Below are 18219 nucleotides of genomic sequence, written 5' to 3'. Positions count from 1 at the left end.
TGCGGTACCTTGTGCCCATGGACTTCGGCAACGCTGACAGCTGGGGGGACGCGATCTATTTCTGGATCATCCCGGTGGTCATGGGCGATGCCATTTTCCCGCCGCTTCCGTCCGAAATGGTGGTCATCACCGGGGGCGCCCTGTCCGCCGTCGGCCGTGCCAACGTGTTCCTGGTGGTGCTCCTCGCCGCGGCGGCTTCCTGGTTCGGCGACATTCTGGTGTTCCAGCTCTTCAAACGGCGCCTGAGCCATGTGCTGGACCGCTGGCGGTGGGGCCGGGCATTCCACCAGTCCGTGCACACGGCGATCGGGAAGGCCGGCCGGTCCACCACTTACGGGGCCATCATCGGCATCCGGTTCATCCCCGGCGGGCGCCTGGCGACCACGGCCGCCGCCGGCATCGCCAACGTCTCCACCCGCGGCTTCAGCCTCTGCGCAGCCCTCGGCGGCCTCCTCTGGGCCATCTGGTCCGTCGGCCTCGGCTATGCCACCGGCGCCGCCACCGGACTGCCGTTCTGGGCGAGCTCACTGATCGGGGTCGGCGTCGGGATGCTGGTCGGCGCCGTCGTGGGGGTGATTGTCACGCGCAAGCGCGGCAACCGCTCCCCAGTGGTGGACGGGCCCGAGGAGGAACTGGACTTCTGAGCCCGGCGCCCGGCACCTGCCTACACGGGCGCCCAGCGGCCGCGGTTGCGGCGGAGCACCATGAGGTTTCCGGTCACCGCAACGCGCTCGACGGCGTCGCGCATCATCGCTGCCGACTCCAGCGCCTGGCTGTTCTCGCCGGTGTAGGAGGTGGGCTCGACCAGGAAGCGCAGGTTCAGCTGAGGAACGCCTCCGGCCAGGTCAAGCTGGTTCGCTTCGACGTGGTGCCGCGTCTCCAGCGCTTCGACAGCCGCAGCCATCACGGCCTCCGGCGGGTTGCCCGGCTTGAGCCCGGTGATCTTCAGTCTGGTCTGGAACGACGGCATGCCCCAACCCTATCGGGACCGCCGGGCGGACCCCCAGCCGGGGTCAGCCGGTGTTGCGCAGGCCGGCCGCCACACCGTTGACCGTAATGAGCATGGCGCGCTGGAGGCGTTCGTCGATCTCGCCGTTGGGCATGCTCTCCCCTGCGGCCTCGGAGCGCACGCGGCGCAGGAGTTCCACCTGCAGGTAGCTGATCGGGTCGAGGTACTGGTCCCGGATCTCCAGTGAACGCTTCAGCGTGGGCTGTGCGTCCAGCAGCAGGTCCTCGCCGGTCAGGTTCTGGATCTCGGTGACGGTGAGCTCGTACTCGGCCCGGATGGCACGGAAGAGATGGTGCAGCTCCTCCGGTACCAAGGTCGAGACGTAGTAGCCGGCAATGTCCATGTCCGTCTTCGCCAGGGTCATTTCCACGTTGGAGAGCACCGAGCGGAAGAAGTGCCAGCCGTCCATCATTTCCACCAGCTGGGCCGAGTGGCCGGCTTCGCGGGCGGCCTTGAGCCCGGAGCCGACGCCGAACCAGCCCGGGACGATCTGCCGTGATTGCGTCCAGCCGAAAACCCACGGGATGGCCCGCAGGCCTTCAAGCCCCGCGCCGGAATCGGGCCGCTTGGAGGGCCGGGAACCGATATTGAGGGACCCCAGCTGCTCCACCGGGGTGGACGCCATGAAGTAGGCCGGCAGGTCCGGGTCATCGATCAGCGTCCGGTACCGGGCGAAGGCGGCGTCGGAAATGGTCTCCATGACGTGGCCGTAGCGTTCGCGCTGGTCCTCCGACGTGCGCGGCGTGCGGTGCAGCGCGGATCCCTGCATAACCGCCGCGAGCGAGAGCTCCAGGTTCTCGCGGGCGAGCTCGGGCAGGGAGTATTTGTCCGAGATGACCTCACCCTGTTCGGTGAACTTGATCTCGCCTTCCAGCACCCCGTTGGGCTGGGCCATGATGGCGTCGTAGGTCGGTCCGCCGCCGCGGCCCACGGATCCGCCGCGGCCGTGGAACAGCCGCACCCCGACACCGTGCTTCGCCGCGACGTCGCGCAGTTTGCGCTGGGTCTTGTGGATTTCCCACTGGCTGGTCATCACCCCGGATTCCTTATTGGAGTCCGAGTAGCCGAGCATGATTTCCTGCACGTCCCCGCGCAGCCGCACCAGCTCGCGGTAGGAGGCGTCGGAGAGCAGCGCGTCCACGATCTCGGCCGAGGCCCGCAGTTCCTCCACGGTTTCCAGCAGCGGCGCGAAGCCGATCCTGGCGTACGGGGCCTCGCCGAAGAGGCTGACCAGCCCGGCCTCGCGGGCCAGCACCGCCGCGGCCAGGACGTCGTCCGCGCCGCGCGTCATGGAGATGATGTAGGTCTCGATTACGTCCGGGCCGTAGGTGCGCAGGGCACGCCGGATCTCCCGGAAGACGTCGTAGGTGCCGTCGGCGACGCCGTCGAGCTTGATCGGGTGGCCGGAGAGCGGGCGCCGGGACGCGAGTTCGGAGCCCAGCACCTCGAGCCGTTCGGAGCGGCTGAGTTCTGCGTACCGGACGCCGGGCCCGCCGAGGCGGTCCATCAGCTGCCCGACGGCGTCGTGGTGGTGGTCTGCGTGTTCGCGGATGTCGAGAGTGGCCAGATGCAGGCCAAAGGAGGCGATGGCGCGGCGGACCCGGGCCAGGGCGCCGTCGGCGGCGAGTGCGGCGTGGTGGTTGCGGAGCGAGCGCTCCAGCAGGCCCAGCTCGGCGAGGAGCTCCGCGGTGGCGGTGTAGTCGCGGCCGGGCTCGTGCGCCGATCCGGCCGCGACGCGCCGGGCGGTGTTGAGCAGCTTGGCCTTGATGCAGGTGAGTTTGAGCCGGTACGGCTCCTGGGCGTTCAGTTCGAGGACCCGGCGGTCCAGTCCGGGCAGGTTCCCGAGGTCGACGTCGATCGAGTCCAGCAGCTCCCGGTCCGCCCCGGCGAGCGCCGTCGAGTTGGACAGGATGGAGATCAGCCCGTCGATCAGGCCGATGCTGATCCGCACGGCGTGCTGGTTCTGGATCTGCAGGATTTCGCGGGTGACGGCGGCGGTGACGTTGGGGTTGCCGTCCCGGTCGCCGCCGATCCAGGAGCCGAAGCGGATGGGTGCCTTCTGCGTCGGCAGGCTGACGCCGTGCTCGGACAGCAGTTCGGAGAGGTCCGAGAGCATTTCCGGCATGGCGTCGCCCAGGATGCCGGTGAGGTAATAGATCGCGTTCCGGGCCTCGTCCACGGGGGTGGGCCGGACCTGGCGGAGTTCGTCCGTCTGCCACATCTGGTCGATCACCTCGGACAGATGGCGGTCCTGGCGGCGGCGTGCGGAAGTGCCTTCCGCCGTGCTCTCGGCGAGGATGTCGGAGAGCCGGCGGATCTTGTCCAGCACCGAACGGCGGGAGGCCTCGGTGGGGTGGGCGGTGAAGATGGGACGGACGTCGAGCTCGTTGACGACCTCCTGCAGCACGGAGCTGCCGGCCTGGTCCGCGATCTCCTCGACGGCTTTGGCGAGCCAGCCGTCCTTTTCCTGCCGCGTGCGCAGTCCGCGGACCCGGTGGACCTGCTCGGCGGCGTTGGCCAGGTGGAAGTAGAACGCGAACGCGCGGACCAGGTCGGTGGCCTGCTCGAGGGGCAGGGAGCCGAGCAGCTCGCGGACCTGGGCGACGACGTCGTACGAGCTCCAGGGCCCGGTGGCGTCCGCACCGCCGCGGGCGGCTTCCTTGGATTCCTTGGTCAGCAGGCGCACCTGCTCCACGAGGCTCAGGAGCTCGGGGCCGTGCTGGCGGACGAGGGACTCGCCGAGGAGCGTGGAAACGCGGCGGACGTCGGCCCGGAGTTCGGCGGCGAGATCGGCGCCGGAGTGCATTGCAGTGTCAGCCATGGAAAACATCTTTCGAGAGGACTTGGCTCGTACACTGCGCTGGATACTGTGAGCCGGGTTACTTTCTTCCCTTAGGATGCTACCCGCAGCGGCGGCCGGCAGGGAATCTGTCTCAGATAGTGTCCGGGGCCTTGACGTGATGCTCCGCGGGCGCCCTGGGTGGCAACGTGATCCGGCCGCTGTAGGGATCGCCGTGATCCGGTCCGGTGCCGGACTGGCTCGATTCGTGCCGCTGCTGTTTGAGTTCTTCGCGGGCCGCGGCCGCTTCCTGGCGGGTGGGGGCGCCGGTGGCCGGATCCATCATGCCCAGCACACTGCCCAGGGTGCCGGTGGCGCCTTTCGGGTTCCCGCCCCGCCGCAGCGCGGACATCCCCGCCAGCGTGAATCCGACGATCACCGCCACGCAGGCGAGAACGGTCCCAAGGATTTCAAGAGCCATGCACCCACCGTACGCGCGCGGCAACCGCCAGACCAGACACGCCCCGGCCGCCGGTTCCACTGTGACTCACAGCAGTGGAAAGGCCTCTCACCGGGACGGACGTAAGGGGCTGACCGCGCCCGACGGTTTGGGAATCCAACGCTCAAGGCAGCGGTCGCCCAGCACCGATATGACCACGAGCAGCACCGCCGCCACGGCGAGACCGAACGGTGCCTGGGCGAAGTCCCATTGAACCAGGAGAGGAAAGTGGAAGACATACAGTCCGTATGAAATGGATGCGACAAAGGCAGCCGGGACGCCCAAGGGGACGACTAGCCGGACGAAGAGCCCGGCCAGGACGGTGGCCGACGCCACGGTGCAGGCCAGGGCGAATCCGAAAAGCTTCAGTGAGAGTCGAAGGATCTCCACCATCTCCGGGTTCCGGTTCAGGACCAGCCCTGCACCGGCAACGGCACACAGCGCCAGCAGCCACCCTCCAACCGGCAACAGGGCCCTGAGGCTGAGCCGGTCCGCACCATAAAGGTCGGCAATCACGGCTCCGGCCCACCACGTCAGCATGTAGGCAAAGACCAAGGAAAAGTGGTTGGGCGCCAGGACGTAAGAACCGAAGCCGATCACGGACAGGGCTCCTACGATTCCCAACGCCCCTCCGGGGGAACGGCGATGGACGATCATAATCAATGGAAAGACAAGGTAGAAAAGGACTTCATAAGACAATGACCAGAGAGGGCCATTTCCCAGGAATGGGTAGACAATGACACCGGGTTTGAAATCCCCCAGATCCTGGAGGGACAGCAGGTTTAGAACCAGCGCCCAGGGTGTGAAATCGCGCACCAGCGTACCGTCCAGCCAGGCAACTAGCGCTGAAACCGCAAAAGCGACAAGCAGCGGCGGGTAAATGCGCCGCAGTCGGCGTAAGTAGTAGGATTTGACGCCCCCGTGCACCCGGGTTCTTTCATTTGCGAAAATGACAAATCCGCTGAGCAGGAAAAAGACAATGACAGCCTCAGGGCCATACCTGAAGATCGCCGCGGATGGACCAGTAATGGCCGAGTGGTCCACAACATGATGGATCACCACGTAGACGGCAGCCAGCGCCCGGATAGCGTCGAGAGCCACCCGCAGGCGCTGACTTGGACGTCGGACGGATATTGAAGAAGTGGCGACGGCAGAAGTCATGTGTCGAACGTATTGGCCAACAAAACTGCCGCCAACAGTACCGACTACTTGAATTCCACAGACCGGCCCCTCGAGTCGGGCCTCGGAGTCCCAGGTTCCGGCGTCTGCGCCGGGCATGGAACGCATGAGGGCGGGTGAACCATGCGACTCGCAGCAGGGACCGTTTTGGACGCCCAGAGCGGCCCCTGCTGCGGGTCAGTTGGGTGAAGGGGTTAGCGCGCGATCTTGAAGTTGAACTCGCCGGTGCCCAGCGCGCCCCAGATCCGCAGCCAGATCGGCAGGATCATTTCCGCGCCGCGGGCACTCGTGATGTCGCCGAGGTCGATCACGTCGGTGTGGCCGAAGCCCTTGAGGAGTACCGCTACGGCCGCCTTGGCGTCCGCGTCGTTTCCGGAGACGAAGACCGAGTGGTCGCCGCCGGCCACGCTCGCCGGATCCACCATCACGGACGCCGTCATGGTGTTCAGCGTCTTAACCACCCTGGCCTCCGGGAAGGAACGCTGGATCTGCTCGCCGAGGCTGTCCGTGTTCACCGGGTTCAGCGACGGCGGCATGCCCTGCGAGAAGTCCAGCGGGTTGGAGATGTCCATGATGACCTTGCCGGCGAGATTCCCGGAACCCGCGGCGGACAGGGCAGCCAGCGAACCGGCGCCGTTGGTGGCGTTGACAATCAACTCGGCGCCGGACGCCGCGTCGGCAAAGGCGGCGACCTCGATCCCGGCGTTCGCGGCGTGCCACTGGGCGAACGGCGCGGTGCCCATCATGTCCGGCTCGGTCCGTGCCAGCGTCGCCTGCGGGTCGCGGGTGCCGATCACGACGGCGTGCCCCAGCCCGGCCAGTGCACCGGCAATAGTGCGCCCGACCATGCCGGTTCCCAGTACTGCAATCTTCATGGCGTCCTCATTCTGAAGTCGTGGAGTAGACAGGTGCGTCTATATGTGGGCATGACGCTATCAGACAGACCTGTCTACGGCAATACCGCACACACCCCCAGCCGTCCAAGGCACCGCGAACGCCGCGCAGCTGACAAAGTTTGAAATCTGTCAGTTGATTGTTGTACGGTTATTCCATGACTGCTTCTGTACTCGCCACCACCCGCACCTTGGGCTCCACAGGCCCCAGCACCGCCGCCATCGGCCTTGGCCTGATGGGCATGTCCGATCTCTACGGTCCCGCCGACGACGCAGAAAGCGTGGCCACGATCCAGGCCGCCCTCGACGCCGGCGTGACCCTGCTGGACACCGGGGATTTCTACGGCATGGGACACAACGAAATGCTGCTGCGCGACGCGATTCGCGGCCGCCGGCGGGAGAACGCGCAGATCAGCGTGAAATTCGGCGTCCTGCGCGATGCCCGGGGCGGATGGAACGGCGTGGACAGCCGTCCCGCGGCGATCAAGAACTTCCTGGCCTACTCCCTCCGCCGCCTCGGCACCGACTACGTGGACATCTACCGGCCGGCACGCCTGGACCCGGCCATCCCGGTGGAAGAAACCATGGGAGTGCTTGCCGAGCTCGTGCAGCAGGGCCTCATCCGCCACATCGGCCTCTCCGAGGTCGGCGCCGGCACCCTGCGCCGCGCCAACGCCGTCCACCCCGTCTCCGACCTCCAGATCGAGTACTCCCTCCTCTCCCGCGGCATCGAGCAGGACATCCTGCCGGCGGCCCGCGAACTCGGCGTCGGCATCACCGCGTACGGCGTGCTGTCGCGCGGCCTGGTGTCGGGTCACTGGCCGGCCGCCGGAACTGAAAACCAGCGCGACTTCAGGGCCCACCTGCCCCGCTTCTCCGGGGAGAACCTGCAGCGGAACCTCGAGCTCGTCGAACGGCTCCGCGAAATCGCGGACCGGAAGGGCGCGACCGTCGCCCAGCTCGCCATCGCCTGGGTCCTGTCCCGCGGCGAGGACATCGTCCCCCTCGTTGGTGCCCGCCGCCGCGAACGCCTCACCGAATCCCTGGGCGCGGTCGATTTGCTCCTCTCCGCCGAGGAGCTGGCAGCGATCGAGGCCGCCGTCCCGGCCAACGCCGCCGCAGGCACACGCTACGACGCCGGCCAGATGGCCATGCTCGACAGCGAACGCCGGTGACCCCTGCCGCCGTCGTCCTGACGGAAACGCGCATCCTCGACGCCGCCGAGGACGTCCTCCGGCGCTTCGGGCCGGCCAAGGCCACAGTCGTCGATGTTGCCAAGGCGCTGGGCGTCAGCCACGGAAGCGTGTACCGGCATTTCCCCACCAAGGTGGCCCTGCGCGACGCCGTGGCCCGGCGGTGGCTGGCCCGGATCGCGGAGCCCCTGGAGCCGGCCGGGGACACAGCCGGCCCGGCTGCCGAACGGCTGCTCCGCTGGCTCCAGCGGCTGGCCGGCATCAAGCAGGGGATGGCACTGGAGGACCCTGAACTCTTTGCGACGTTCAGCCAGCTGACAACCGAGGCGCGCGAGGTGGTGGCCGAGCATGTAGACCATCTCGCCGCCCAGCTCACTGAGATCGTCGCCGACGGCAGCCGCGGCGGCGAGTTTGCGGCCGCGGACCCCGTGGCGTCCGGCCGGGCCGTTCTGTACGCCACGGCAAGGTTCCACCACCCGCTGCATGCCCCGGAATGGGCAGATCCAGCGATCCACGAAGACCTCATAGAGGTTTGGAAGCTCCTCGTCCACGGGCTGGCGGTCCGCCGCTGACCGCGGAATGCCCGCGCGCCGGCCGTCCACGGCCGGCGGCGGGAGGCCCCGCCGCCGGACAGAGACAGACTTGTCTGTGTACCATGGAGCCATGACGCCGCCAGCAGCCACTGGAAAGCCGGCCGCCCGCACTCCTGCCGGGCTGGCCAAGGACAAGATTCTTGCCACGGCCTTCCGGCTCTTCTACGCCCAGGGACTCCGGGCCGCGGGCATCGACACGATCATCGCCGAATCGGGCGTCGCGAAAGCCACTTTCTACAAGTACTTCCCGGCCAAGGACGACCTGATCCTGGCCTATCTGGAGAAGGTCGACGGCGTCTGGACCGGCCAGCTCCACGCCGCGGCGGAAGCAGCCGGGCCTGACCCCGCGGCCCGGCTCGTGGGACTGTTCGACGCACTGGCCAGCGCCTGCCGCCGCGACGGCTACCGGGGCTGCGCCTTCATCAACGCCGCCGCCGAGTCTGCCTCCGGCACCCGCGTGCACGAACGGACAGTGGCACACAAGGAAAACGTCCGGACCTGGATCCGCGGCCTGGCCGAGGAGGCAGGCGCCCCGGATCCGGACCGGCTCGCCCGCAGCCTGACCCTGCTGCTCGACGGCGGCCTGGCCAGCGGCGTGCTCGACGCCGATCCGGCGGCGGCCGTCGCGGCCCGCGACGCCGCGGCACAACTCGTGGCCGCGGGCCTCGGAACTCCACCAACTCCCAACTGACTGACGCCTTAGGAGGAACCCGTGAGCAGCACGCACCGCGATCTCGAAGCCCAGCTCGCCCGCTGGCAGCGCTTCAGGAACAGCCGCAACACGGCCCTGGCCAGTGACTACGGCTGGCTGACGCTGACCTCCTTCCAGTGGCTGGAAGACCAGCCGGCCGCCGTCGAACTCGTCCCCGGGCTCTGGTCCACGGACGGCACGACGGCGTTCCTCACCGCCGCAGCGGCGGACGGACTCACCCTCGTGGAGACCGGCGCCCCCGTTGACGGCACCATCAGCGCGACGCTGTCCGACGAGGAGTCCCTGCTCTGGGTCCAGTACGGCGGAGAGGACGGCCGCCAGGTGGTGGTCGAACTGGCAATGCGCGCCAACAAGTACGCTGTGCGCACCCGGGATTCGAAGTCGCCCGTGTTCACCGATTTCGATGGCGTCCCCACCTTCGACTACCGGCCGGACCTGGTGGTCGAGGCCAGCTTCCGGCGCTATCCGGAGCCCGTGGACGTCCCGATCGGCACCGCCAACCCGCTGGTCGACGGCGTCCACCGCACGGTCGGCGAACTCGTGTTCCGGCTCCCCGGCAAGGACCACGAGTTCCACCTGCAGGCCGAGGAGGAAAAGCTCGGAGCCCTGACGGTCACGTTCCACGACGAGACCAACGGGGAATCGACCGATGAGTGGCGGAAGGTCTCCACAGCCCGGCCGCGGCCGGACAACACCGTCATCCTGGACTTCAACCGCGCCATCAACTACCCCAGCGCCTTCACGCCGTACGGCACCTGCCCCATGCCGGTGAAGAACAACAGCCTGGACTACCGGATCGAGGCCGGAGAGAAAGAGCCCGCGCTCTTTTAGACGATCGCCGAAACCCCGGTCACGGCCCGGCCCACGATCAGCGTGTTGATCTCGAACGAGCCCTCGTATGTGTAGATCGCCTCGGCGTCGGCAAAGATCTTGGCCATCCGGTAGTCAGTGACAATCCCGTTGCCGCCCAGCAGGGACCGGCCCATCGCCACGGTTTCCCGCATCCGGGCGCTCACATAGGACTTCGCCAGGGCCACTTGGGGCATGTCCGCCGCGCCCTTCTCCTGCAGCTGGGCGATCCGGACCATCATCCCCATGCTGGCCACGGCATTGCCGAGCATCGTGACCAGCTGCTGCTGGACCAGCTGGAATTTCGCCAGCGGCCGGCCGAACTGCTGGCGTTCGACGGCGTACTGCCGGGCGACGTCGAACGCGGCCAGCTGCTGCCCGACGCCCTGCCAGGCGACCATGATCCGGGAGCCGCGCAGGAGTTCGTTGGTGTCCTCGAAGCTGTTGATGCCGGCGAAACGGTCCGCCTCGGACACCTGCACGTCTCTGAAGACAATGTCGGCGTTCTGCACCGTGCGCAACGCGATCTTGTTCTCGATCCTGGTCCGGCTCACGCCGGGCAATGTGGCGTCGACGATGAAGCCGCGGACGGCGCCGTCGGCCTCGTCCCGGGCCCACACGAGCATGTAGTCGCAGAACGTCCCGTTGCCGATCCAGCGCTTGGCGCCGTTGAGCACCCACGTGTCGCCGCCGTCGGGAGCCCCGCCGGGAACGCGGCGGGCGAGGGTCTCCATGCCGCCGGCCACATCGGAGCCGTGGTCCGGCTCGGTCAGGGCGAAGGCGCCGGTGGTCCGGAGGTTTGCGGCGTCGTCCAGCAGGCGCGCCTTTTGCTCCTCGGAGCCGAAGCCGTAGAGGGATTCGACAAAGAGGTCGTGGTGGACCAGGAAAAACGTTGCCAGCGAGGTGTCCACCCGGGTGATCTCGGCGATGACCAGTCCGGCGAACAGATTGCTGTAGCCGCGCTGGGCCGGTGCGCTGAGTTCGAGGGCCGCCAGTTTGGGCAGGATGTGCGCGGGGAACTCGGCCTTGTTCCACCAGTCACCGGCGAAGGGTGCCACCTCGCGGGCCAGGAAATCCCGCAACTCGGCGAGCTTTTCCTGTTCCGCAGCGTTGAGCATCGACTCGAAGTCGAAGAAATCGGCCGTCGGCAGACCCTCGACGGCGACAGGCGGCGCGGACGGATCGGCAACCCCGGCCCGCATCACTTCGGCCCCATCCGGATGGCACCGTCAAGGCGGATGGTCTCGCCGTTGAGCATGGCGTTGTCCACGATGTGCGCGGCGAGGTTCGCGTACTCGTCAGGCTTGCCCAGCCGGGACGGGTGCGGCACCTGCTGCCCGAGAGAATCCTGGGCTTCCTGCGGCAGCCCGGCCATCATGGGCGTCTCGAAGATGCCCGGCGCGATGGTGACCACCCGGATCAGCGAGCGCGCGAGTTCACGGGCGATCGGCAGCGTCATCGCGTGGACCGCCCCCTTGGAGGCGGCATAGGCCGGTTGGCCGATCTGCCCGTCGAAGGCAGCGACGGAGGCGGTGTTGATGATGACGCCGCGCTCCGGGCCGCCGAGCCCGGTTACGGCCGGCTCGGTCGCCGCCATCGCGGCAGCGGCCAGCCGGATGACGTTGAAGGTGCCCACAAGGTTGATCTGGATGACGCGGTTGAAGCTCTCCAGCGGCAGCACGCCGTCGCGGCCCAAAACCTTGCCGGGGGTCGCGATCCCGGCGCAGTTGACCACGATCCGCAGCGGGCCGAGGGCGACGGCGGCGTCGACGGCGGACTGCACCTCGTCCTCGCTGGTTACATCGGCCGGAACGAAAACCGCCTTGTTGGCCTGTTCCTTCCGGTCGCCGGTGCCGGGGGCCTTCACGTGGCCCTCCCCCCAGGCATTCAGCTCGGCGGCGTACGCGTCGCCGGCAGAGCTTGGCAGGTCCACCAGGACCACGGAGGCGCCGGCGTCGAACAGGCGCCGGGCCGTCGCGGCACCCAGGCCCGAGGCCCCGCCCGTAATCAGCGCGACTGTACCTTTGATGTCCATGCATCCTCCTTGATGTGGAACCGGAACCCGCCACGACACTGTGTGCAGTGTCACGAAGTTGCAGGGAACATTAGTTAGTGAATGTTAACTGGAATACGGATATTCCGCACCTTCACCGGCGCCGCCGCCCGCCGGAATGCGGGATGGTCCACGCAGCCGGGTCGGAATCGCCTCCCGCGGCGCAGCCGCGATCCCGCCGCGGACGCACTGCCGCTACTAGGCTGGAGCCATGACCCCAGCAGAGATTTCCACCGCCCCCAACTGGTCGTTCCGGGCCGACGAAGCGGCCCGCTCCGTGACCAGGCTGTTCGGGCAGCGGCTCTTCTTCCTGCCGGGGACACACATCGCCGCGATCGTGCGGCCCTCGGGCCGGGTCAAGAATCTCGCCCGGCCCTGGCACTACTGGTGGCAGGCGCACTATGTGGACTGCCTGGTGGACACCGGTCGCCGGGAACTCGGAACCGAGGGCAGGCCCGGAACACGGTTCGACGGCGAAAACCGGCCCAGCGCCGGCCTGCTCGCCTCCCAGCTGGTCGCCGGGATCCGGCTCCGCAATTTCCTGACCTTCGTCAACAACTATTACGACGACATGGCCTGGCTGGCCCTGTCCACGCTGCGGCTCGAGAAACTCGCGGAGGACAGCCGCAAGCCGGCCGGACGCGGCCGCAACGCCAGGGCCCTCAAGAGCCTCACGCTGCAGTTCGATTCCGCCTCCACGGACGACCTCGGCGGCGGCACGTTCTGGAGCAAGAAGCGGGATTTCAAGAACACCCCGGCCACGGCACCCGTGGCGCTCTACTACGCCCGCACCGGCAAGGCAGCCAAGGCGCAGGCCCTGCTGGACTGGCTGGATGCCCGGCTTTTCGACCCGGAACAGGGAATGTACCAGGACGGCCTGCGCATCGCCCCGGGCGGCGACGTGGTGCTGGAAAGCTCCATTTACACCTACAATCAGGGGCCGGTCCTCGGCGCGCTGCTGGAACTCGGCGGCGAAACCAACCTGGCCCGCGCCTCCGCGCTCGTGGCTGCCGTCGCCCGGAACCTCACCCTCCCGGCCCCGCTGATGGGGCGCAGCGCCACGGTGCTGCGCTGCGAGGGAACGGGCGACGGCGGGCTGTTCACCGGCATCCTCGTCCGGTACCTGGCCCTCGCCGCCATCGACGAGCGGCTTCCCGCCGAGGCCCGGAACACGGCCGCAACCCTCGTCAACGACACCGCCGAGGCCTTCTGGGAGGGCCGCCGCATCGTGTCGGCCCAGGAACCGCTGGCCCGCAAGGGCGGCCGGATCCTGTTCTCCATCCGCCCCGAACTGCCGGCGCGGCGCAGCTACCCGGCGGGCGCCGCCGTCGAGCTTTCCACCCAGCTGCAGGCCTGGATGGTCCTGGAAGCGGCCGCCTCAATTACCGGCAGGTCCGGCCTCCCGGACGAGGCGGCGCCGGCGGACGACGCAGCGCCGGAGGCGGAGCCCGCAGAGGCGGACGCGGCGGCTGAGGCGGCGCCGACCGAATCACGCACGGAATCCCCCGCGAGTAATTAAGTCACGCAATAGTTTCGTAATTGATGTGATCCTGATCACTTATGGCGCTCTCGGCTTGGTTGCTTAGGTTTGGCTATCCTACAGTTTTTCCTAGTGAGCATGCCCTAACTTCCCCCGCTCACAGGGGGCTAGGGTTCCTAAGAACTTCCTTGCAGAAAGCAGCCCCCAATGAAGATCCGCACCAACGCGCTGGCAGGTATCGCGCTGGCCGCCACCGCCGCGCTCGGCCTGGCCGCCTGTGGCTCCGCCGCCTCGACTTCCCCCAGCAGCGCCGCCGCTGACGGCAAGATGTCCGGCGAGATCACGGTCTACAACGCCCAGCACGAATCCCTGACGAAGGAATGGGTGGACGCGTTCACCGCGGAAACCGGCGTCAAGGTCACCATGCGCCAGGGCTCGGACACCGAGATGTCCAACCAGATCATCCAGGAAGGCAAGGCCTCCCCCGCCGACGTCTTCCTCACCGAAAACTCCCCGGCCATGGCCCAGGTGGAAAACGCCGGGCTCTTCGCCGACGTCGACAAGGCCACCATCGACCAAGTGCCCGCCGAGTTCCGGCCCTCCACCAACAAGTGGACCGGCATTGCGGCCCGCTCCACCGTGCTGGTCTACGACAAGGCCAAGCTAACCGAGGACCAGCTGCCCAAGTCCATGCTGGACCTGGCCAAGCCGGAGTGGAAGGGCAAGTGGGCGGCATCGCCGTCCGGCGCCGACTTCCAGGCCATCGCCTCCGCCCTGCTGGAACTCAAGGGCGAAGCCGCCACTGAGGAATGGCTCAAGGGCATGAAGGAGAACTACAAGGCCTACAAGGGCAACAGCACCGCCATGAAGGCGGTCAACGCCGGCGAGGTCGACGCCGCCCTGATCTACCACTACTACTACTACGGCGACCAGGCGAAGACGGGCGAGAACTCCAAGAACGTCACGCCGTACTACTTCAAGAACCAGGACCCGGGCGCATTCGTGTCCGTCTCCGGCGGCGGCGTGCTGCAGTCCTCGAAGAACGCGGCGGCGGCCCAGGCCTTCGTCAAGTTCATCACCGGCAAGAAGGGCCAGGAGATCCTGCAGAAGGGCACCTCCTTTGAATACGCCATCGCCTCCGGTGTCCCGGCCAACGAGAAGCTGGTCCCTCTGACGGAGTTGCAGGCCCCCACCGTGGATCCGGCCAAGCTCAATTCCGCAAAGGTCACCGAGCTGATGACCAAGGCAGGACTGCTGTAACCGCGTGACAACCAAGCTGGCGGCTCCCGGGACTTCCGGGAGCACGACGACGGCGGGCCGGGGCAAACGCCCCCGCCCGCCTTTCGGCGTTTCCGCGGTGTCCATCCTCGCGGTCCTCATTGCCCTGTTTTCACTGATCCCGCTGGGTTACGTCATCGTGATGACGGCGGCCACGGGGTGGGAAACCGCCGTCGCCCTGATCTTCCGCGCGCGTGTTGGTGAGCTCCTGCTCAACACGGTGCTGCTGATGGCCATCACTGTGCCCCTCTGCCTGGTCCTGGGCGTGGGCGGCGCGTGGCTGGTGGAACGGACCACGCTCCGCGGGCGCAAGTGGTGGGCCGTCCTGCTCGCCGCGCCGCTGGCCATTCCGGCCTTCGTCAACAGCTACGCCTGGGTTTCCGCCGTGCCGTCCCTCGAGGGGCTGTGGTCCGGCGTGCTGATCGCCACGCTGTCCTATTTCCCGCTCGTCTACATCCCGGCCGCCGCCACGCTGAGCCGGCTGGACCCGGCCATCGAACAGTCCGCTGCGGCCCTGGGCCTCGGCGCCTGGCGCGCCTTCTTCCGGGTGGTGCTGCCGCAGCTGCGCATCGCGATGACCGGCGGCGCGCTGCTGGTGTCGCTGCACCTGCTGGCCGAGTACGGTGCCTTCGCGATGATCCGCTTCGACACGTTCACCACCGCGATCATGGTGCAGTACCAGTCCACTTTCAACGGCACCGCCGGGAACATGCTGGCCAGCGTCCTCGTGTTCCTCTGCCTGATCCTGCTGCTGGTGGAAGTCCGCAGCCGCGGCAGCGCCCGGTACGCCAGGATCGGCTCGGGCGCCCAGGCCGGCGCCCTGCGCCTTCCGCTGCGCGCCTACCAGCTCCCGGCCCAACTGTTCCTGATCGCGCTCACCGCGCTGGCCTTCGGGCTGCCGCTGACGTTCGTGCTGCGCTGGATCATCGCCGGAGGCCCGGAGATCTGGGCCGCGGACGAGTTCCTGCCCGCCCTGCTGCAGACCCTGATGTACGGCCTCGCCGGCGCCCTGGCCACCACCGTCGTCGCGTTCCCCATGGCGTACCTGGCCGTGCGGCATCCCAGCTGGTTCAGCAAGGCCCTGGAACTGTCGAACTACATTACGAGCTCCCTGCCGGGGATCGTGGTGGGCCTGGCCTTCGTGACGGTCAGCATCAAGGCGGCGCCGGACCTCTACCAGACCTCGGCCCTGCTGATCGCGGCCTACGTGCTGCTCTTCCTGCCGCGCGCGCTGGTTAACATCCGGTCCGGCCTGGCCCAGGCACCGAAGGAACTCGACGAGGCCGCCCAGGCGCTCGGCAAGCCCCCGCTGCTTGCCTTCCTCCGGGTCACGCTGAGGCTCACCGCGCCGGCCGCCGCGGGCGGCGCCGCCCTGGTGTTCCTGGCGATCGTGAACGAACTCACGGCGACACTGCTGCTCTCCCCCAACGGCACCCGGACGCTCGCCACCGAGTTCTGGAGCAAGAGCAGCGAAATCGATTATGCCGGCGCCGCCCCCTACGCCCTGCTGATGATCCTGATCTCGGCACCGATGACCTACCTCCTCTTCCAGCAGTCCAAGAAAGCAGCGGGACAGTGACCGACCACAGCCCTTCCCGGCTCCCGGAACCGCGGATCGCCGCATCCGTAGCCACCAGCACCAACAGCCATCTGGAAATCGATTCCGTCACCAAGAACTTCGGCTCCCAGGCCGTCCTCAAGGGCGTGAACCTCTCGGTGGCCAAGGGCGGCACGACGGCGATTGTGGGCCCGTCCGGCTCCGGCAAGACCACGCTGCTGCGGCTGATCGCCGGTTTTGAGCACCCGGACACCGGCAGCATTTCGCTTAACGGTGCCAAGGTGGCCGGCGAGGGCGTCTGGGTCCCGGCGCACAAGCGCCATGTGGGCTACGTGGCGCAGGACGGCGCACTTTTCCCGCACCTGAGCGTCGGGCAGAACATCTCCTTCGGCCTCGACTCCGCCAAGCTCCCCGGCGGGCACCGCGGCGTAAAGGCCCGGGTGGCCGAACTGCTGGAGATGGTGTCACTGGACCCCGCGATGGCCAAGCGCCGCCCGCACCAGCTCTCCGGCGGCCAGCAGCAGCGGGTGGCGCTGGCCCGCGCCCTCGCCCGCGAGCCGGAACTCATGCTGCTGGACGAACCGTTCTCCGCCCTGGACGCCGGACTGCGCGTGGCCACGCGCCGGGCCGTGGGCAAGGTGCTCCACGACGCCGGCGTCACCACCATCCTGGTCACCCACGACCAGGGCGAGGCACTGTCCTTCGCGGACCAGGTGGCGGTGATGCGCGGCGGGCGGCTGGCGCAGATCGGCAACCCCTTCATCGTCTACACCCGGCCCGCGGACCGCGCCACCGCCGAGTTCCTGGGTGACGCCGTCATTCTCGATGCGTGGATGGAAGGTTCCCTGGCCACGTGTTCCCTGGGCGGCATCCCCGTCCGCCGGCCTCCCGCGCAGGGCCGGGTCCAGCTGATGCTGCGCCCGGAGCAGATCCGGATCGCCGAGGACGGCCCCATCCGCGGCGTCGTGGTGGACACCGATTACTTCGGCCCGGAAACCACTGTGCGGCTCAAACTTGCCGTCCCGCCCGTCCTCGCGGAAGGCGCCGTGGCCGACCACCGCTACCCCGGGGGCGGCGAAATCATCACGATCCGGCACTGGAACGCCTCGATCGCCCGCCCCGGCACCGAACTGTGCCTCCGCGTCGTCGGCGAGGCCGTGGCCTTCCCGGTGGATGACCTGCCGCCGGCCTAGCCGCCGGAGAAGATAAATTCCTCGTTCTACTGAGCTTCACGGCGCCGCCCTCTCCGGCGAGGAACTAAATCATCCGGGTCATCCCACAGGCCGCGGACGAATTCACCTGCTACTCCTGCTTCCTGGTCCGCCACCGCTCCCAGCTCGCCCGGGAGAGCAGTGTCCGTGATACCGCCCAATGAACCATTCGGCTCTCTTTGCCCAGGTTCATAAGGTCACGGGGTGCCGTCCCCAGCCGTACGTGTCTCGAAACCCTAGGGTTTAGAGGCGTACGGGTTATGAGACACTTTCGAGAACCCGATCGTTCTCTACGGATCAACTGCAGCTCTTCGCGAACCGGTGCGGAGGAGGACGCGGCAGGCATGAGGTCATTTTGGACGCTCGCCCCCGGTTCCGCAACAGGCGAACGAGACTCACAAATAGTGCTCGCGAAAGGGGTGCGTGCCTCATCGCCGAGACCGGCACCGCGTCTGCCTACGTCGGGTGTGACAACGGCCCGGAATTCACCGCTGCAGCACTGATCGACCGGCGCAAACCGCTGGCGTCGGCACAGCATTCATCTACCCGAGATCACGTGGCAGAACGGCTGCATCGAATCCTTCAACGCCCAATTCAGAAGGGAACAACTCGCCGGAGAAATCATGGGCACCATGGCCGAGCGAACTATTTGGCCGACGAATAAAGAGCTATCTACAATCATGAACGGGCCCACGGATCCCTGAACAGCATGGCGCCGAAACGCTACTTGGTAACTAGCTATCGCATGGACGCTGGACTGCTACCAGGGGCCCAACCACTTGCACCCGTAAGCCAGTGAGGATGTAGGTGGCATCACCTGCTGGGTCTGACTCACCGTAAGCCTGACGCGATTTTGTTGTCCTTGGATCGATTGGTCGGCCTGGTAGGTGGTGCCGATGCATGCGAATGGCTCGGTGGCGTGACCTTATAGGA

Annotated in this window: 16 protein-coding genes and 2 pseudogenes; 11 read left to right on the top strand and 7 right to left on the bottom strand. The window is 67.6% G+C overall.

The annotated features are described in order from the left end of the window. The first annotated feature begins 17 nt into the window (after nucleotides 1-17). Nucleotides 18-644, top strand: coding sequence for a DedA family protein (locus AC1DF4_RS14095; protein ID WP_476913469.1), 627 nt, complete (start codon nucleotides 18-20; stop codon nucleotides 642-644). 20 nt (nucleotides 645-664) lie between these two features. Here AC1DF4_RS14095 and AC1DF4_RS14090 read toward each other — a convergent pair whose 3' ends face one another. From AC1DF4_RS14090 to AC1DF4_RS14070, 5 genes are all read right to left on the bottom strand, one after another. After that, nucleotides 665-970 (bottom strand): hypothetical protein, encoded by a 306-nt coding sequence (locus AC1DF4_RS14090; RefSeq protein WP_476913468.1) that lies wholly within the window; start codon nucleotides 968-970, stop codon nucleotides 665-667. Between the two features lie 43 nt (nucleotides 971-1013). Then, nucleotides 1014-3830, bottom strand: coding sequence for a phosphoenolpyruvate carboxylase (gene ppc / locus AC1DF4_RS14085; RefSeq protein ID WP_476913467.1), 2817 nt, complete (start codon nucleotides 3828-3830; stop codon nucleotides 1014-1016). 112 nt (nucleotides 3831-3942) lie between these two features. Next, the gene (locus AC1DF4_RS14080; RefSeq protein ID WP_476913466.1) at nucleotides 3943-4269 is read right to left on the bottom strand and encodes a hypothetical protein; all 327 of its coding nucleotides are present in this window, start codon (nucleotides 4267-4269) and stop codon (nucleotides 3943-3945) included. Between the two features lie 87 nt (nucleotides 4270-4356). Further along, entirely contained in the window at nucleotides 4357-5448 is a 1092-nt protein-coding gene (locus tag AC1DF4_RS14075) for an acyltransferase family protein (protein ID WP_476913465.1), read from the bottom strand. A gap of 212 nt (nucleotides 5449-5660) precedes the next feature. Next, complete coding sequence (locus AC1DF4_RS14070; RefSeq protein WP_476913464.1) at nucleotides 5661-6341, bottom strand: NADPH-dependent F420 reductase; 681 nt, start codon at nucleotides 6339-6341, stop codon at nucleotides 5661-5663. A 176-nt stretch (nucleotides 6342-6517) separates the two neighbouring features. Between AC1DF4_RS14070 and AC1DF4_RS14065 the strand changes: the two genes are divergently transcribed. From AC1DF4_RS14065 to AC1DF4_RS14050, 4 genes are all read left to right on the top strand, one after another. Beyond that, on the top strand, nucleotides 6518-7534 hold the full coding sequence (locus AC1DF4_RS14065; protein WP_476913463.1) for an aldo/keto reductase: 1017 nt from the start codon (nucleotides 6518-6520) through the stop codon (nucleotides 7532-7534). After that, complete coding sequence (locus tag AC1DF4_RS14060; protein WP_476913462.1) at nucleotides 7531-8124, top strand: TetR/AcrR family transcriptional regulator; 594 nt, start codon at nucleotides 7531-7533, stop codon at nucleotides 8122-8124. The genes AC1DF4_RS14065 and AC1DF4_RS14060 overlap by 4 nt, the downstream gene beginning before the upstream one ends. A gap of 91 nt (nucleotides 8125-8215) precedes the next feature. Continuing rightward, nucleotides 8216-8836: a TetR/AcrR family transcriptional regulator gene (locus AC1DF4_RS14055; RefSeq protein WP_476913461.1), complete on the top strand. Its 621-nt coding sequence runs from the start codon at nucleotides 8216-8218 to the stop codon at nucleotides 8834-8836. A gap of 21 nt (nucleotides 8837-8857) precedes the next feature. Further along, the gene (locus AC1DF4_RS14050; RefSeq protein ID WP_476913460.1) at nucleotides 8858-9688 is read left to right on the top strand and encodes a DUF1684 domain-containing protein; all 831 of its coding nucleotides are present in this window, start codon (nucleotides 8858-8860) and stop codon (nucleotides 9686-9688) included. Here AC1DF4_RS14050 and AC1DF4_RS14045 read toward each other — a convergent pair. Beyond that, nucleotides 9685-10908, bottom strand: coding sequence for an acyl-CoA dehydrogenase family protein (locus tag AC1DF4_RS14045; protein ID WP_476913541.1), 1224 nt, complete (start codon nucleotides 10906-10908; stop codon nucleotides 9685-9687). The genes AC1DF4_RS14050 and AC1DF4_RS14045 overlap by 4 nt on opposite strands. Then, on the bottom strand, nucleotides 10908-11741 hold the full coding sequence (locus AC1DF4_RS14040; RefSeq protein ID WP_476913459.1) for an SDR family NAD(P)-dependent oxidoreductase: 834 nt from the start codon (nucleotides 11739-11741) through the stop codon (nucleotides 10908-10910). Before AC1DF4_RS14040 ends, AC1DF4_RS14045 begins: the two co-directional genes overlap by 1 nt. 229 nt (nucleotides 11742-11970) lie before the next feature. Between AC1DF4_RS14040 and AC1DF4_RS14035 the strand changes: the two genes are divergently transcribed. The 6 genes and pseudogenes from AC1DF4_RS14035 to AC1DF4_RS14010 all read left to right on the top strand — a co-directional run. Continuing rightward, nucleotides 11971-13278, top strand: coding sequence for a glycoside hydrolase family 76 protein (locus AC1DF4_RS14035; protein ID WP_476913458.1), 1308 nt, complete (start codon nucleotides 11971-11973; stop codon nucleotides 13276-13278). A 168-nt stretch (nucleotides 13279-13446) separates the two neighbouring features. After that, a complete protein-coding gene (locus tag AC1DF4_RS14030; RefSeq protein WP_476913457.1) occupies nucleotides 13447-14499 on the top strand; it encodes an iron ABC transporter substrate-binding protein in 1053 nt (350 codons plus the stop codon). 4 nt (nucleotides 14500-14503) lie between these two features. Then, complete coding sequence (locus AC1DF4_RS14025; RefSeq protein ID WP_476913456.1) at nucleotides 14504-16096, top strand: ABC transporter permease; 1593 nt, start codon at nucleotides 14504-14506, stop codon at nucleotides 16094-16096. Then, nucleotides 16093-17268, top strand: a complete 1176-nt coding sequence (locus AC1DF4_RS14020) for an ABC transporter ATP-binding protein (RefSeq protein WP_476913455.1) — start codon at nucleotides 16093-16095, stop codon at nucleotides 17266-17268. Before AC1DF4_RS14025 ends, AC1DF4_RS14020 begins: the two co-directional genes overlap by 4 nt. A gap of 68 nt (nucleotides 17269-17336) precedes the next feature. Then, nucleotides 17337-17450: pseudogene (locus AC1DF4_RS14015) on the top strand (DUF4193 family protein); the annotation flags it as partial. Nucleotides 17451-17713: 263 nt separating this feature from the next. Then, a pseudogene (locus AC1DF4_RS14010) lies at nucleotides 17714-18085 on the top strand (integrase core domain-containing protein); the annotation flags it as partial. Nucleotides 18086-18219: the final 134 nt, after the last annotated feature.

The sequence above is a fragment of the Arthrobacter sp. 05N429 genome (genome assembly GCF_056397045.1).
Note: the sequence above shows the minus strand (reverse complement) of the source record. Positions and strands in the feature narration are given on the sequence as shown.